We start from the raw sequence: 15,926 nt of genomic DNA, 5'->3' as shown, positions 1-15,926 counted from the left end.
ATGACTCCTCAAAAGAGAGAAAGCTTATTGAAATCAATAAGCAAATTTAAAACGATTTTGCAAGCTTAAAAGGCAATGATTAAATTGCAAATTTAAATAACAACTTGTTGTCATCAGTATTACTGATAAAGAAGTTTTGCTTATCAAAAATTAAATGATCATAAATTTCAGGAAAGTGTCCAAAGCCTGATGCAACATTGATATGCCCAACCTGACCTAAATTTCGAGGCCTAATTTTCCACGCTTTCGCAAGCTTCTGTGCATCTTCAAAATTTAACCAAGGATCATTTTCAGAAATAATCATTTCAGCAGGGACCGTAATTTTCAACTCATGAAAATAAGCTTCATAGTCACCGATACTGTTTCGAGCAAAACCAGCCTCACCAAAACGTGCTGGATTAGCTGGTGCAACTAAAATAATTTTTCTTACTTTAGCTACAATTTCAGGATGCTGAGCCAAAGCAGCAACCGTGGTTAAACATCCGAAACTATGTGCAACAATTTGAACAGGTTGCGTAGCATTGACGACAGTCGCAACAAATTGGGCAATCCAGTCTTTAAGAATAGGTAAGTTCCAATCCTGTTGTTGTACGCGCGAGCAAGACATGAGTTCACGTTGTAATTTAGATTGCCAGTGATCGTAATCACTACCACCAACGCCTGGAACAATAATTGTATGAATCATGTCTATGCTCCTGTTTCCTTTCGCTTAAGTTTATTTTAAACAGTTATTTGCTACTTGCATTGGCTTTGACGATTTGATCAAAAACACCATTATTTTCAAAATGTTGCTTTTGAACTTTAGTCCAACCACCAAACTCTTTATCAATTGTGACCAATTTTAACGGTTTGAATGTTGTCGCATACTTTTGCAAGATTGTTGCATTACGCGGACGGTAGAAGTTTTTCGCTGCAATGTCTTGACCAGCAGGTGAATACAGATAGTTTAAATATGCTTTCGCTAAGTTTAAGTTACCGTCTTTTTCAGCGTTCTTTTCAACAATTGCGACAGGTGGTTCTGCCAAGATCGACAGTGATGGGGTAATGATTTCAAATTTACCTGGTTGTTCACGTGTAGATAAATACGCTTCATTTTCCCAAGCCAATAACACATCACCAATACCGCGTTCTGCAAATGTCGTCGTAGAACCACGTGCACCAGAATCGAGTACTTTAGTTTGTTTATAAATTTGACGTACAAACTCTTGTGCTTTCGCGTCTGAACCATATTTGTGTTTTGCCCAAGCCCATGCTGCTAAGTAGTTCCAGCGTGCACCACCAGAAGTTTTAGGGTTTGGTGTTACAATTTCTACACCTGGTTTTACCAAATCGCCCCAGTCTTTGATGCCTTTCGGGTTACCTTTACGGACGAGGAAAACGATTGTTGATGTGTACGGTGTAGAGTTTTGTGGGAATTTCTTCTGCCAGTCTTTTGGCAATAAATTTGTATTTTGTGCAATTGCGTCAATATCTGCGGCCAATGCTAAAGTTACAACATCTGCTTGCAAACCATCAATAACCGCACGCGCTTGTTTACCAGAGCCACCATGTGATTGTTTAAACTGGATGTCTTGACCCGTTTTAGATTTCCAAAACGTTGCAAATTGTTTGTTAAAATTATCGTACAATTCTCGTGTTGGATCATAAGATACATTTAAAAAATCTTTTGCAGCAACGCTGAAAGATGTGGTTGAGATCAGTACTGCTGCCACAGCAAATTTAAGTTTAGAGAACTGCATTTTTTTGCCCCATTTAATTCTGAAGTTCGGTAAGATGGAGTGAGGATAACGCTAGTCTTTATCCATAAAAAATAATAAAAAACGAATTTTATATGAATAAAAGAGAAAAAGAAAATGCTGATATTGCTTATAGTATTCGTGCAAAGCCATAGGAAATTGCTTAATGATCTGTTTTAAAAATGCTCAATTTGTTGATTCTATTTCACTTTTAGATCGAGCATTTCATTATGGAGATGGTTGTTTTAGCACAGTTCGATTACATCAAGATGTTATGGAGTTGGAACTTTTACATCGTGCTCGATTGAAGTTGGCGGCTGAACGTTTATTTTTAGATGTGAATTTTGAGTTGTTGGATCAGACGCTACAATGTTTAAGACAAAAAAATGGAATATTAAACGGTACATTGAAGATCATCATTAGTCGAGGCGATGGCGATCGTGGCTATGCGATGCCTGAACATGAGGCCGATCTTTATGTGGTTTATTATCCAAAAACAACCGCGTGCTTCCAGCCTGAATTAATTCACAGTGGTGTATTGGACCAAGCAATTGGTTTATTGATGCCGAATTTGGTGGGTTTAAAAACCTTAAACCGTTTAGAACAAGTGTTACTGAAAAAAGAAGCTCAGGCAAAAGGCTGGTTAGAAGCATTAGTCACAGATGTACAAGGTTCAGTTGTTGAAGGTGTGAGCAGTAATTGTTTTATTCGGATAAACAATAGATGGATTACGCCTGAACTTCGTTATAATGGTGTACATGGTGTGATGCGTGCCGAGATTTTGTCACGGATGCAACATTATGGTGTCACCTGTGAACAGCGTTTTATCGATATGGATGAAATTCGACATTTTCAAAGCCTGTTCTTTTGCAATGCTCTCAGTCCAATGAAAGTGGTCGAAACGTTGAATCATCAACATCTAGACACTCAATCCTGTGTTGAGTTATTTAATACTTTAAATTTAAGTCAGTTTAATTCTCATGCCTAAAACCAAACCTAAGCCAAAATCTAAAAAGAAAACTCAAGCCCAAGTGAGCAATAACATCTATAAAGGCATTGCGATCGTTCTGGTTATTTTTTTGATCATGACTGCAATCATTTTAAAAATGAGTATTTTTAAAGCGTATCCAGTGACGGGTCAAAAACAAAAGCTGTCTATTTCAAATGGTGAAACCTATACCGGTTTTATTGATCAATTGGCCAAGGACGATAAGGTTAGTTTTCCAATCATTCTTAAGCTTTATCGGAAAATTTTCATTCATGACACCATGAAAGCTGGTGTATATGAAGTCACTAAAGGTATGAATGTACGCCAAGTATTAGAAATGGTTTCTAATATTGAAAATGCACAGATGAGTCGACTTTTGGTGATAGAAGGGACGACATCGAAACAATTAATTCAGTCATTGAAAAAAGATCCATTGGTAGAAAAATCGGTGATTCAGCTTCCGAGTGGTGAAATGCTGAAAGCCTTAAATATTCCTTATGATCACCCAGAAGGTTTATTTGCGCCTGATACTTATTTCTTTGATAAAGGTGCAACAGATAAGCAAATCTTGACTGACCTGTACCAACGTCAAATGAAAATTTTAGATGAAGCTTGGGAAAAACGTGCGCCAGATTTACCTTATAAAAATAAATATGAAGCCTTAATCATGGCGTCAATTATTGAAAAAGAAACCAGTGTAGACAGCGAGTTACGTCAGGTTTCAGGTGTGTTCTATCGTCGTTTAAAACTGGGCATGCGTTTACAAACCGATCCTACCGTGATTTATGGGATGGGTGATAAATATACGGGTAAGATTTCAAAGCAGGATTTACGTACTCCGAGTGCTTATAATACATATACGATCAATGGTTTACCGCCAACACCGATTGCTTTACCAAGCAAAAAAGCCATTGAAGCGACGATGCATCCAGATAACTCTGAAAACATTTACTTTGTTGCCACAGGTAATGGTGGGCACAAATTTACAGCCAATCTGAATGATCATAATCGTGCAGTGCAAGAATATATTCAAGTTATGCGGTCTAAGAATTAAGGAATGAGCATGTTTATAAGTTTTGAAGGTACTGAAGGTGTAGGAAAAACCACGCTCATTCAAAAGTTATTTGATTACTTTCAACAACAAGGTCAACAGGTTGTTTTAACACGTGAGCCTGGTGGTACGCCTTTAGCTGAACAAATCCGTTCATTATTGCTGTCGGTCAATCATGAAGAACAGATGAGTAATGACACGGAGTTATTGCTGATGTATGCAGCACGAGCACAACATTTGGAAGCTGTGATTTTACCTGCCTTGGCTGAGGGCAAGATTGTACTGTGTGACCGTTTTGTCGATTCAAGTTTTGCTTATCAATGTGCAGGTCGCGGGTTAAGTCGAGATAAGTTACAACTGCTCAATGAAAATTTTGTTTCTAAAATGCCAGATATTACTTTTTGGTTGGATGCGCCAATTGAATTGGGAATGAACCGTGCCCGTGCACGCGGTGCATTAGACCGCTTTGAACAAGAAAAAGTGGTGTTTTTTGAATCGGTACGCAGTGGGTTTTCTGAAATTCATTTGCGTGATTCTCAACGAATGAAACGCTTAGATGCGACTCAAGCACCAGAGCAAGTATTTGCTGAGGCGTTGAGTTATTTAAAATAAATACCAATTAATCCTCTAAATAAGTGAAATTGAGCAATTTATTCTATTGATTTGAACGATAGCGTTAGTGTTTTAAATGGCAAAAGTCTTTATATTGTTTTAGGTCAGGGATATAAAGACTTTAATTATGAAAAGCTCGAAAGCTGAAATCGTACAATTCTTACAGCAATTTTTTTCACCTAGCTTACAACGTTGTGAAATTGAAGAAGTAACTGAAAAAGGGGCTTCTTTGGTTTGGCACGTCAGTGATCAAGATATACGACCAGGTGGAACTGTTTCAGGTCCAACCATGATGGCCCTAGCAGATTTTGCACTTTATGTTGCGATTATGGGTGAAATTGGTTTAGTCGGTTTGACGGTTACGACCAATATGAATATTAATTTTTTACGCAAGCCAACGGGTGGTGTTGATATTCGTGGCGTGTGTAAATTGATGAAAGTGGGTAAAGCTTTAATTGTCGGTGAGGTCTGGATTTATTCTTTAGATTCGGATGATCCTGTTGCACATGTGACAGGAACGTATTCTGTTCCACCACAAAAATAAATCATTCAGGGATTTTAAAAATGCGTATTGGACGAAATTTTTTATAGTCCTTACTGGGTTTTCTGATGGTGTGTTAATGCTCACTATTTTTAGTGCTGGTTAAATTGTTTTGATCATCAATCTATATTTTTGGTTATAGCGTCATTAACAATAGACTTCTTACGTTAGTTCTTTTTAAAGCCATAGATCATCATAAAATCCCCCTCATCCTAGCCTTCTCCCATAGGGAGAAGGGACTTTCAATATCAATCTGATTCACTAAACATGGTCATTTTTTGATTTATGAAAGATCTTTAATGGATACTTAAATCATGTATAGGCACGGAATCATGAATACCAAAAAGAATAATAAACAATCAATTGTATTGATTGATATAGATGCAATTACAACTTGAGTGATATATTGAGTTCTGCAAGGGATAATGCTAATTTATTCATAATAAATAGTTTATTTTGAAAATTAATATAGATTAAATGGAATAAAGAATATGTCATCAGGTCATGAAGTCGTAGATTTGTTTAAGGAACAGGTTTTTCCTTTATCAGATAAATTGACGGAGATGTTGAATGAACACTATTCACATCAAACTGAACGCCGTGGTTGCGGTTATACGCAGGCAACACGCGTATTGGCTGAGTACATTAATTTTCCGCGTGATCAAGTTGAAGCAACTGATTTAAAAATATTTAAAGATTATGATTTTAAGAAATTAAAAAAGATCCTTGAGCAAAAAAATGCTTATGGATTAGACATCGATGATTGGCATAACTTAGATCAAAATAAATCGATTCAAAATTTTCTTACTCAAGCCAAAGATGATGAGTTTAAAGCCTTAGTTGAACAAGAAGTTGCAATCCAAGCAAACTTAAGACGCTTATCGCAACAAGCACAATTAGAAGAAAGTCATGTGATTTGCGCTATGTTGGAAGATGTGATTTTACCCAAAACAGCAGATGAAACAGGTTATGTTGAAATTGCGACGCTTGACGGCAAGCCTAAAGTGGGCTCATGTCCAATGGCAGAAGCATTTTTCCTAAAGATTGCCCATCGTTCCATGTTAAGACAAGGCTCAATCAACATTTTTGTAGATGATCAAAATCGTCCGCTGTTGATTGAAAAAATGAACATGGGGGATAATCATTCCTGTATAAATTTACAACCTTTATTGATGAATGGAATTCGTATTCCGATTGGTTCTTTATTTTCTGTCGATTATGATATTGAACAAATTGCCAACAAAGTCCCCAATCAAGAGTTTAAAGGCTATATTATTCCTTATAAAGAGATTCAAGGTTTTTGGTTCTTGCGATTAACCACTTTAGCCATTTCACCTGAGAATCGACAAAGGGCATTTACGACACATTTTGAACAACAAGTGAATAATGGGCTGTTTAGTCCTGACACAACACTTATAAAACAACTCAATGATGTTGCAAAATCACAATTGAGAGCACTCAGTCTCGGATAGCTTTATGTTAAATGTTTGTTTTTCTCCACGCTATTTTGCTCAAACACATACCAATAGCATGGAAAAACTTGTTGCAGTCGCAGAGCAACTACAGCAATTTAATCATTATAAATTTCATGAACCACAACAAATTGATCCAGAAATTTTAAAAGCCTTACATTCGCCTAAATATGTTGAGGCTTTTTTAACAGGACAACCGGCAAAACTGGCAACGTTTGCTGGTTTTAAGCCTTGGAATGAACAATTAAGGGATGCGGTACTCTCCATCAATGCTGGGCAATTGTTGGCAACTGAACTGGCATTTCAACATGGGATTGCCGCCAATATTGCGCAAGGGTTTCATCATGCCAATTATGAATATGGCGGCTCATATTGCACTTTTAATGGTTTGGCATTAATTGCACAACATTATGCAAATAAGCGCATCTTTATTTTGGATTGCGATCAGCATGGAGGTGATGGAACTGCTGATTTTACCCGCAGATTAGATAATTTATATAATTTTAGTATTTATGGTTTGGCTTTTGGCTACCCCACGTATGAGCGGGCGGAAAGCCGTCATATTCACACCAAGCATGGAAGTTTTGCTCAATATACCATGGCATTGCATGAAGCGTTTCAGCGAGCCAATGAATGGAAAGCAGATATTATTATTTATCAGGCAGGGATGGATTGTCATCAAGCAGATCCTTATGGTTCAGCATGGTTTACGACAGAGTTGATTCAAAAAAGAGATGAGATGGTGTTTAACCTTGCCAAACGTGACAATATTCCGATTATGTTTGTACTTGCAGGGGGCTATCAGAACTTAGATGATTTAGCAAAATTACATGCTGAAACTTTTCATATAGCGCATCGTATTTATTATGAAAAAAATAAAGACTAAATTCACTGTTAAATTTGGCTGGAATACCGTATTTATTGGCTGAATTTAATAATGTACGATCTGTATAAATCCATACAATGATAATTATTCTCATTTATGGTGGTTATCATGTTTATTCAAAATTTAGAAAACTTTCCAATCGTTCGTATTAGTTATCAAGCTGAAGATGCAGTTTCAGTTGATGAAACAATTGCAATTTATGAGTCATTATTGAGTCGCAAAGAAACTTTTGTTTTTATCAGTGAAGGGGCCTTTCCTGAACAAAAAAATGACCATGAAGAACGCAAGCAAGTTGCAGCATGGGTTAAAGCAAAACGTGAAATTTTAACCCAATATGTGAAAGCATTGATTCATATTGAACCTGATGAAAATATTCGACTTGAAACGCAAAAATTTGCCAATAACTTTATTAAGTTTACTGGTTACCCGATGTTTATTGTAGACAATCAACAACAAGCGCAGAAAGTCATCGACGCTGTTTTAAAGTGATAAATATATAGGCAAACCATGCTTGATAATGTGGATCCTTTTTTTGTAGATCAAATAGACCAAGCAATTATTGTATTAAAAATACATCAGCAAGTTCCTGATTGGGAGCTTGCGTCACATCAGCATGTAAAAAGCCAATTGATGATGACAGTGAATGGCTTAATTACTGTGGAAACACCATCTGGTATTTGGGTTGTTCCTGCGCAACAGGCTTTATGGATTCCATCAAATGTGCCACATAAAGTCAGTAGTTATGGTGTCTCTTGTGGTTATGTTGCATTTATTGACCCCCAACTTGATCATCTTTTAGAACCGAATTGCACCATGTTGCAAGTGACAAATTTGCTGAATGCCTTATTGGAAAGAGTAGAAACCTTGTCTGATACGGTGCTTTCAGAAAAAGACTTCCGTTTGCAGCAATGCCTGTTGGATGAAATTCAATCAGTTGTAAAGCCAACATTTTATTTACCCATTCCACAAGATCTTCGTTTAGTTAAATTGACCCGCCATTTATTAAAGCATCCTGAGCAGAATCAAAGTTTGGCTGAATGGGCAAAGTTATGTTGTATGAGTGAACGAAGCCTTACACGAACTTTTCATCAAACGACAGGGATGAGTATTAATCAATGGCGAAGAAAGTTACATGTTGTATTGGCATTACAGTGGTTAACAGAAGGAGATTCAGTGCATCAGGTTGCAATGAAATTAGGCTATGATAGTGATAGCTCATTTATTGTAATGTTTAAGAAAATAATGCAGCTTTCTCCTCGAAATTATATGCAGCAAACATAAGGTTTTATTTTCAAATAGAAGTGGTTTTAGCATTTTATCAAAATGAATTTATAACTTTATGAATCATTAAAAGATTTGCACTGTCACATTTTAGCTTGAAGAGTTTAAATTGATTTGCGTAGACGATACCTCACCTTGTGCTACCACATCCTTGCGCTACAAACAAAGCAGTGCTTTGTTCTTGCTCAAGTGTTTTGTTTTACTCAGAATGAAAAAATCCATTTTTAGTAATTGATGAAACATGATCAAATAATAAAAAAAGCGTTGATTTATATTCAGTGAATTATGCTGATGCATATAAAATTTTGAAACCTCTAAAGCTAAAAGTAAAAATTGATAATATCTCCATAAAAAATAGCCAGAATGATCTGACTATTTTTTGTGATTTCAAAGGATTTTAAACTGCTTCATTTACCAATGGGGTTTCAACTGTAAAGTTTGGCGGTGTTAATACCGTTTTTCTTAACTCAGGTGAAAGCTCAGGATAATCAAGCGTGTAGTGTAGACCTCGTGATTCTTTACGCTGCATGGCACAACGAACAATCATCTCTGAAACCATGACCAAATTACGTAGTTCAATCAAGTTCTTACTGACATGATAATCCTGATAATATTCAGTAATTTCTTTCTTCAACATTTCAATACGATGCAATGCTCGTTGTAAACGTTTTGTGGTTCTTACAATCCCGACATAGTTCCACATGGTTTGGCGGAGCTCATCCCAGTTTTGCAGAATCACAACATCTTCATCAGGATTGGTCGATTGTGAAGCATCCCATTCAGGCACGGTCGGTATATCAAAGTGAGGATTAAACTTTGCTTCTATATCCTTGGCAGCACTCATACCATATACAAAGCATTCAAGTAGTGAATTGCTGGCCATACGGTTAGCCCCATGTAACCCTGTATACGACGTTTCACCAATTGCATATAAACCAGCTAAATCAGTTTGGCTATGCTCATCAACCACCACGCCGCCGCAAGTATAGTGTGCTGCTGGAACAACGGGGATCATATCCTTGGTGATATCAATACCGAGTTCTAATAAGCGCGCATATAAGGTCGGGAAATGTTCTTTAACAAATTCAGCCGGTTTATGACTGATGTCTAACCAGACATGACGGATGCCTAAGCGTTTAATTTCATAATCAATGGCGCGTGCAACAATATCTCGTGGAGCAAGTTCGGCACGTTCATCAAAGCGCAGCATAAAGCGTTCACCGTCAGGTAAACGTAAATACGCACCTTCACCACGCATTGCTTCCGTAATCAGAAATGAGCGTGCTTGAGGATGATATAAACAGGTTGGATGGAATTGATTAAATTCCATATTTGCGACACGACAGCCTGCGCGATATGCCATGGCAATACCATCGCCTGTGGCAATATCTGGATTTGATGTATATAAATAAGCTTTCATGGCACCACCACAAGCAAGGGCAGTGAATGGCGCTAAAAAGGTATGAACTTTTTCGTTGTTTTCATCAAGTGCGTAAAGACCCACCGCACGATTGGACTGTTGTTTATGTCCTAATTTATGTGTGGTGATTAAATCAATCGCAATGTAATTTTCAAAAATATGAATATTTTTCTTTTCTTGAGCACGTTGAACCAGTGTGGTCGAAATGGCTTTACCTGTGGCATCGGCTGAATGAATAATGCGACGTTGTGAATGTCCACCTTCACGGGTCAGATGTAATTGTTCATCTTCATCTAATGTAAACTGTACACCATGGTTGAGTAAGAAATCGACAGAAGGGCGACCACCTTCAACGGTATGTTTGACGGCATCAATCTCACATAACTGTGCGCCTGCAATCATGGTGTCATCAATATGCTGTTGAATGGAATCTGTTTCATCAAGTACAGCAGCAACACCACCTTGTGCAAAATATGTGCTTGCATCGATTAAGGTTGATTTCGCTAAAACAGCAATATTAAAATGTTCAGGCAAAGATAAGGCTAAACTTAAGCCTGCACCGCCACTCCCCACAATAACCACGTCAAATTGATGAGTTGTACTTAAATTAGACATGTCCATCAGCTAATTTGAAAAATGTTTGCTAATAACACTCTTTTTTTTAACAAATTACAATAGTCACATGTGTCAGATTTTAGTATAAATAAGATATTCCAAGACTTTTAATATAAAATTAAGTAAAGTCTTGTTTTATAAAAAAATGTAAACATATTTTTACGTAACGATATTAAATAATATGTTACAAACATTTTTAAGCAAATAATCATCAGATGCAGGTTCGTGAGAAATGAGTAATGGTCTAATACAAAAAGGAATGTATGCAGCAGTATTTACTGTCGCTGCGGCAACATCACAAGTTCAAGCTTCAACACCTGTGGATTTTTCTAACTTGGTTGAACAAGTCAGCCCAGCTGTTGTGAGTGTTAATGTTGTTAAAAAGTTATCTCAGGAAGAGTTGTTACAGCAACAAGTACCTGAAATTCTAAAGCGTTTCTTTGGTAATCAAATCATTATTCCACAACAACGCGCGCCACAAGAAAAGACTGCGTATGGTAGTGCATTTTTTATTAGTAAAGATGGTTATTTACTGACAAATCACCATGTGGTTGAAGATGCATCTAAAGTGACGATTATGTTGAATGATCGCCGTGAAATTGATGCAAAAGTGGTGGGCAGTGATGAACGTACAGATGTGGCATTACTAAAAGTTGAAGGGAATAATTTCCCATCATTATCTGTGGGTAATGTAGATCAACTTAAAGTCGGGCAGCCTGTTCTTGCAATCGGTTCTCCATTTGGTTTTGATTATTCTGCATCAGCAGGGATTGTCAGTGCCAAGTCACGTAATATGATGGGTGAAACCTCTGTCCCATTTATCCAAACCGATGTGGCGTTAAATCCGGGTAACTCAGGTGGTCCGCTATTTAACCAACAAGGTCAGGTTGTCGGTGTAAACTCTCGTATCTTTAGTGGTACGGGGGGGTATATGGGCCTGTCATTCTCTATTCCAATTGATGTGGCAATGGACGTAGTTGATCAGTTGAAAAAGAATGGTAAGGTCACTCGTTCTTATCTTGGTGTAATGTTACAAGATATCGATCGAAACTTAGCGGAAGCTTATAAGTTAGATAAACCAGAAGGTTCGTTGATTACCCAAGTTGCGCCGAATTCACCTGCAGAAAAAGCGGGCTTTAAATCAGGCGATGTGATCCTAAAATATAATGGTTCACCAATATCACGTACTTCAGAATTATTGAATTATTTGAATCGTACTCAACCAAATCAATCTGTTAAGCTTGAAGTTTTACGTGATGATAAACCAAGAGTGATTACAGCAACTTTAACTGTTGCACCAGATGATACCCCTGCAAAAGTTGACAATACTAACACTTCGGCCAAGCCAAATAAAGGGCCTATCATTGGTGTTGCGATTCGTGCCTTAACTGAACAAGAAAAGAATCGTTTAAATGTTAAAGGTGGTGTGTTTATTCAAGATGTGACCAGAGGCGGCTTAGCTGCACAGTCACGGATTTTACCTGGTGATGTGATTACTCAAGTAAATAACAAGAAAGTAAATACACCAAATGATTTTGTTGATGCTATTTCAGAGCTACAGAAAAATACGGTAGCGCGTGTAGCGATTGTTCGTGAAGGGCAACATGCTATGATTGGATTACGTATTCAATAAATACAACTGATCAGAATCAGCCACTCAAAGAGTGGCTTTTTTATATGATCAAGTTTATTTTGCAAATATTTTAAGAATAGCTTTTGAATCAATCCGATATAAAAACCTCAAAGTCAAAATATTTCATTTTTTAGTATTCAATAAATCTAAAGCATAAGATGTATTCCTCGTCCATAGTTTTAACTTCAGATTTGATGGTATAGATATGCTTTGATTCAATTTTTTATATATAAAAATGTTTTTAATCAAATCTTTATAATTTTATATAGTTTGTATCTATAATCAATAATATTTATTATTTATTTTATCTATATTTTGTTGCGTATTATCATTAGAAAAATTAATTGAATGTTAAGGAAGGGCATACGTGAAAACTGTTCATCAATATACCTATGAAATATTGAGAAAAAATAATATTAAAATGATTTTTGGTAATCCTGGTTCGAATGAACTGCCTTTTCTAAAAAACTTTCCTACTGACTTTCAATATATTCTGGGTTTACATGAAGGCGCGGTCGTTGGAATTGCCGATGGGTATGCTCAAGCAACGGGACAAACGGCGTTTGTTAATTTGCATTCTGCTGCTGGTACAGGAAATGCGATGGGGGCGTTGAGTAATGCATGGAATTCTCATACACCTTTGGTAATTACAGCAGGCCAACAAACGCGAACGATGATGGGTGTTGAAGCGCTATTAACAAATATTGAAGCTGCTCAATTACCAAAACCTTTAGTTAAATGGAGTCATGAACCAGCAATTGCAAATGAAGTACCACACGCGATTAGTCGAGCAATACATATTGCTGGTGCAGAGGCTGCCGGGCCGGTATATGTTTCCATACCTTATAATGATTGGGATATTGAAGTAGATGGAGAAAATGAACATTTGCTTAAAAAGAACGTCACCAGTTCACAGTGTTTATCAGAGCAAGATTTATTATTTATAAGTCATAAAATAAATTCAGCTCAAAAAGTCGCTTTAGTTCTAGGTACGGATGTAGATCGACAATTTGCCAATCTTAGTGCAATCCGTTTCGCAGAAGCATTAAACGTTCCTGTTTGGGTTGCGCCATCTTCACCAAGATGCCCATTTCCAACAACGCATGCCTATTTTCAGGGGATTCTACCTGCAAGTATTGCGGGTATTTCCCAAATATTTAAAGAATATGATTTGGTTTTAGTATTTGGTGCACCTGTATTTCGTTATCACCAGTATGAACCTGGTCAATATCTATCTGAACATACAGAACTCATTGCATTCACTTGTGATATTCAAGAAGCAGCTCGGGCCGCAATGGGTTTATGCTATGTGAGTGATTTAGGCGATAGCCTGACACGATTAAGTCAGAAAGTTCATGCAAAAACTGATACGGTAGTTCACCGTCATACAATAGAACTGTCTCAGCCAAGTGAAAATGGCTATATAAAGCCAGAAAGGCTGTTTGATATGCTTAATATTCTCGCGCCAGACGGCACGATTTATACAAATGAATCTACTTCAACAACCAATGCATTATGGGATCGTTTAAGCCTTACTGAACAAGGAAGTTATTATTTCGCAGCTGCGGGTGGCCTTGGTTTTGCTATGCCTGCTGCGATCGGAGTTCAGTTGGCACATAAAACTCGTAGAGTAGTAGCACTGATTGGAGATGGTTCAGCAAATTATAGTATTACAGCATTATGGACTGCTGCTCAGTATAAAATTCCAGTGATCTTTATTATCTTAAAAAATGGAACGTATGGTGCACTGCGGTGGTTCGCAGGGGTTTTAAATGCTGAACATGTTCCTGGTATGGATGTCCCAGATATTGATTTTACACACATTGCCAAAGGCTATGGTGTAGATGCGTGTAGTGTAACGAATGACAGTGATTTTATTTCCGCTTTTAACAAAGCAGTCGATTCAGAGCAACCGACTTTGATTGAAGTCGTGACAGCTGAGTTAAGTAATTAATCATTATCAATACTTAAGCACGGAAAAACTTTTATGCAGACTAATTTTATTATTAAAGAATTGCATCAATTATTTAATCCACAGCAGATACTTATTGAAGATGTTGATAAAAGCTTTTATTTAAAAGGTTTTCGTGTTGGCAAGGGTGATGCACTTGCTGTGGTTATTCCTTATAGTTTATTCCAGCTATGGCAAGTTATTGAATTTGGAGTCAAACATAATTTAATCATAATTTTGCAAGCATCTAATACAGGTGTAACTGGTGGTTCTACACCACATTCTAATGATTATGACCGAGAAGTTATTGTTGTAAGTACAATGAAACTCAAAGGTATGCAGTTATTGGATGATGCCAAACAAGTTATTGCGTTTCCAGGGACAACACTTACAGAATTGGAAAATGCGCTGAAACCTCATCAACGCGAGCCCCATTCAGTCATTGGTTCATCTTGTATCGGTGCGTCTGTAATTGGTGGAATTTGTAATAATTCAGGAGGTTCATTAATTCGTCGAGGTCCAGCGTATACTGAAAAATCTTTATTTGCTCAGGTTGATGGAAGTGGAAAGTTAAAACTCATTAACCATCTGGGCATTTACTTGGGGGAAGATCCAGAAGAAATTCTAAGAAATCTAGAACAAAAAAACTATGATCTACAAAAAGTTAACTTAACGCATGGAAAAATTTGGGCTGAAAATTATGCCAAGACACTACGAGATATAACTTCCCCAACAGCGACTCGCTACAATGGAAATCCTGAGTATTTACATGAAAGCTCGGGCTGTTCAGGAAAGCTAGTCGTTTTTGCAGTCAGACTTCCAACTTTTGAAGCAGCAGAAGAGGCAACCACATACTTTATTAGTAGTAATAATGAGACCGAATTAATAGATTTAAGACGGTATCTATTAACAGAAATGACGACTTTACCGAGTCAGGCTGAGTATATCCATCGGCATGCATTTGATTTAACACAACGTTATGCAAAACATATGTATAAGGCGATTGATATTTGGGGCGCTGAAAAGATTCCAGCCTTATTTAAATTTAAAGCGCACATAGATCAATTTTTTAGAAAATTCCCTCTTTTTCCCAATAATTTTACAGATCGTTTGATTCAACTATTTAATCGTTTAACCCCTTCATGGATCGAACCGCGTTTGCAAGCATCCAATCAACAGTATGAACATCATTTAATGATTAAAGTTGATCAACAGCAAAGTGATGAATTACGAGAGCTATTGAATCATTTTTTTAATGGCTCTAAAGATCAATTTTTCCAATGCACTAAAGCTGAAGAAAAAAATGCTTTTCTTATGCGTTTTGCTGTAGGTGGTTGTGTGGTTTATTACTGCGAAAGTACGGGAATTGATCCAAATCAACGCTTAGTTTCTTTTGATGTTGCTTTTCGACGGAATGATGATTGTTGGTCAATAGATTTACCAGACTATTTAAAACAACAAGTCATGATGGAGAGCTGTTGTGGTCATTTTTTCTGTTTTGTTTCACATCAGGATTACTTACTTAAGGAAAATGTTGATGCGATCCAATTTAAGCATGACGTACTTGCATACTTAGAACAGCGTGGAGCCAAATACCCCGCTGAGCATAATGTCGGCCATTTGTATAAAGCTTCTCTCGATTATCAGATTCATCTTAAAGAATTAGATCCAACCAATAGTTTTAATCCTGGTATTGGCAAGACAAGCAAATATAAACATTGGCATTAAACTAGGCCAAAA

At 37.0% G+C, this 15,926-nt stretch carries 14 protein-coding genes; 11 read left to right on the top strand and 3 right to left on the bottom strand.

Going from position 1 to position 15,926, the window contains the following annotated elements; translation table 11 throughout:
* Positions 1-79: 79 nt before the first annotated feature.
* A complete protein-coding gene (locus MTO68_RS16595) occupies positions 80-685 on the bottom strand; it encodes an alpha/beta hydrolase (RefSeq protein WP_105713612.1) in 606 nt (201 codons plus the stop codon).
* Positions 686-728: 43 nt separating this feature from the next.
* Positions 729-1,739 carry a sulfate ABC transporter substrate-binding protein gene (locus MTO68_RS16590; protein WP_244013543.1) on the bottom strand — a complete coding sequence of 337 codons (1,011 nt, stop codon included), beginning with the start codon at positions 1,737-1,739 and terminating at the stop codon, positions 729-731.
* A 163-nt stretch (positions 1,740-1,902) separates the two neighbouring features.
* Here MTO68_RS16590 and pabC point away from each other — a divergent pair, with 163 nt between their 5' ends.
* The 8 genes from pabC to MTO68_RS16550 all read left to right on the top strand — a co-directional run bounded on the left by pabC (position 1,903) and on the right by MTO68_RS16550 (position 8,567).
* Positions 1,903-2,724 carry an aminodeoxychorismate lyase gene (pabC, locus tag MTO68_RS16585; protein WP_096734779.1) on the top strand — a complete coding sequence of 274 codons (822 nt, stop codon included), beginning with the start codon at positions 1,903-1,905 and terminating at the stop codon, positions 2,722-2,724.
* On the top strand, positions 2,717-3,778 hold the full coding sequence (gene mltG, locus MTO68_RS16580) for an endolytic transglycosylase MltG (protein ID WP_244013542.1): 1,062 nt from the start codon (positions 2,717-2,719) through the stop codon (positions 3,776-3,778). The genes pabC and mltG overlap by 8 nt, the downstream gene beginning before the upstream one ends.
* 9 nt (positions 3,779-3,787) lie before the next feature.
* Positions 3,788-4,387, top strand: a complete 600-nt coding sequence (gene tmk, locus MTO68_RS16575; protein WP_004823143.1) for a dTMP kinase — start codon at positions 3,788-3,790, stop codon at positions 4,385-4,387.
* A 127-nt stretch (positions 4,388-4,514) separates the two neighbouring features.
* Positions 4,515-4,931: a PaaI family thioesterase gene (locus tag MTO68_RS16570; RefSeq protein ID WP_004823140.1), complete on the top strand. Its 417-nt coding sequence runs from the start codon at positions 4,515-4,517 to the stop codon at positions 4,929-4,931.
* Positions 4,932-5,419: 488 nt separating this feature from the next.
* The gene (locus MTO68_RS16565; RefSeq protein WP_004823139.1) at positions 5,420-6,400 is read left to right on the top strand and encodes a hypothetical protein; all 981 of its coding nucleotides are present in this window, start codon (positions 5,420-5,422) and stop codon (positions 6,398-6,400) included.
* Between the two features lie 4 nt (positions 6,401-6,404).
* Positions 6,405-7,286, top strand: coding sequence for a histone deacetylase (locus tag MTO68_RS16560; RefSeq protein ID WP_244013540.1), 882 nt, complete (start codon positions 6,405-6,407; stop codon positions 7,284-7,286).
* A gap of 108 nt (positions 7,287-7,394) precedes the next feature.
* Positions 7,395-7,775: a hypothetical protein gene (locus MTO68_RS16555; protein WP_034616260.1), complete on the top strand. Its 381-nt coding sequence runs from the start codon at positions 7,395-7,397 to the stop codon at positions 7,773-7,775.
* Between the two features lie 18 nt (positions 7,776-7,793).
* On the top strand, positions 7,794-8,567 hold the full coding sequence (locus MTO68_RS16550; protein WP_244013538.1) for a helix-turn-helix transcriptional regulator: 774 nt from the start codon (positions 7,794-7,796) through the stop codon (positions 8,565-8,567).
* A 397-nt stretch (positions 8,568-8,964) separates the two neighbouring features.
* Here the strand turns inward: MTO68_RS16550 and nadB are convergent, their stop codons facing one another.
* Positions 8,965-10,608, bottom strand: a complete 1,644-nt coding sequence (nadB, locus tag MTO68_RS16545) for an L-aspartate oxidase (RefSeq protein WP_244013536.1) — start codon at positions 10,606-10,608, stop codon at positions 8,965-8,967.
* 226 nt (positions 10,609-10,834) lie between these two features.
* On the opposite strand from nadB, the gene MTO68_RS16540 reads away from it, so the two are divergent.
* The 3 genes from MTO68_RS16540 (at position 10,835) to dld (ending at position 15,914) form a co-directional block, all read left to right on the top strand.
* Entirely contained in the window at positions 10,835-12,235 is a 1,401-nt protein-coding gene (locus MTO68_RS16540; RefSeq protein ID WP_004717154.1) for a Do family serine endopeptidase, read from the top strand.
* A 367-nt stretch (positions 12,236-12,602) separates the two neighbouring features.
* Positions 12,603-14,189, top strand: a complete 1,587-nt coding sequence (gene mdlC, locus MTO68_RS16535; protein ID WP_244013534.1) for a benzoylformate decarboxylase — start codon at positions 12,603-12,605, stop codon at positions 14,187-14,189.
* Between the two features lie 33 nt (positions 14,190-14,222).
* On the top strand, positions 14,223-15,914 hold the full coding sequence (gene dld, locus MTO68_RS16530) for a D-lactate dehydrogenase (RefSeq protein ID WP_244013532.1): 1,692 nt from the start codon (positions 14,223-14,225) through the stop codon (positions 15,912-15,914).
* The last annotated feature ends 12 nt before the right edge of the window (positions 15,915-15,926 follow it).

Origin of the sequence: Acinetobacter sp. NyZ410 (genome assembly GCF_022828975.1) — a bacterium.
In the GTDB taxonomy this organism is placed as follows: Bacteria; Pseudomonadota; Gammaproteobacteria; order Pseudomonadales; family Moraxellaceae; genus Acinetobacter; species Acinetobacter guillouiae.
Note: the sequence above shows the minus strand (reverse complement) of the source record. Positions and strands in the feature narration are given on the sequence as shown.

Bases quoted from the DNA above. Each gene is read 5' to 3' on its own strand.
- nadB (WP_244013536.1), bottom strand. From the start codon at position 10,608: ATGGACATGTCTAATTTAAGTACAACTCATCAATTTGACGTGGTTATT.
- tmk (WP_004823143.1), top strand. From the start codon at position 3,788: ATGTTTATAAGTTTTGAAGGTACTGAAGGTGTAGGAAAAACCACGCTC.
- MTO68_RS16540 (WP_004717154.1), top strand. From the start codon at position 10,835: ATGAGTAATGGTCTAATACAAAAAGGAATGTATGCAGCAGTATTTACT.
- MTO68_RS16590 (WP_244013543.1), bottom strand. From the start codon at position 1,739: ATGCAGTTCTCTAAACTTAAATTTGCTGTGGCAGCAGTACTGATCTCA.
- MTO68_RS16560 (WP_244013540.1), top strand. From the start codon at position 6,405: ATGTTAAATGTTTGTTTTTCTCCACGCTATTTTGCTCAAACACATACC.
- dld (WP_244013532.1), top strand. From the start codon at position 14,223: ATGCAGACTAATTTTATTATTAAAGAATTGCATCAATTATTTAATCCA.
- MTO68_RS16555 (WP_034616260.1), top strand. From the start codon at position 7,395: ATGTTTATTCAAAATTTAGAAAACTTTCCAATCGTTCGTATTAGTTAT.
- MTO68_RS16565 (WP_004823139.1), top strand. From the start codon at position 5,420: ATGTCATCAGGTCATGAAGTCGTAGATTTGTTTAAGGAACAGGTTTTT.
- MTO68_RS16550 (WP_244013538.1), top strand. From the start codon at position 7,794: ATGCTTGATAATGTGGATCCTTTTTTTGTAGATCAAATAGACCAAGCA.
- mltG (WP_244013542.1), top strand. From the start codon at position 2,717: ATGCCTAAAACCAAACCTAAGCCAAAATCTAAAAAGAAAACTCAAGCC.
- MTO68_RS16570 (WP_004823140.1), top strand. From the start codon at position 4,515: ATGAAAAGCTCGAAAGCTGAAATCGTACAATTCTTACAGCAATTTTTT.
- pabC (WP_096734779.1), top strand. From the start codon at position 1,903: ATGATCTGTTTTAAAAATGCTCAATTTGTTGATTCTATTTCACTTTTA.
- MTO68_RS16595 (WP_105713612.1), bottom strand. From the start codon at position 685: ATGATTCATACAATTATTGTTCCAGGCGTTGGTGGTAGTGATTACGAT.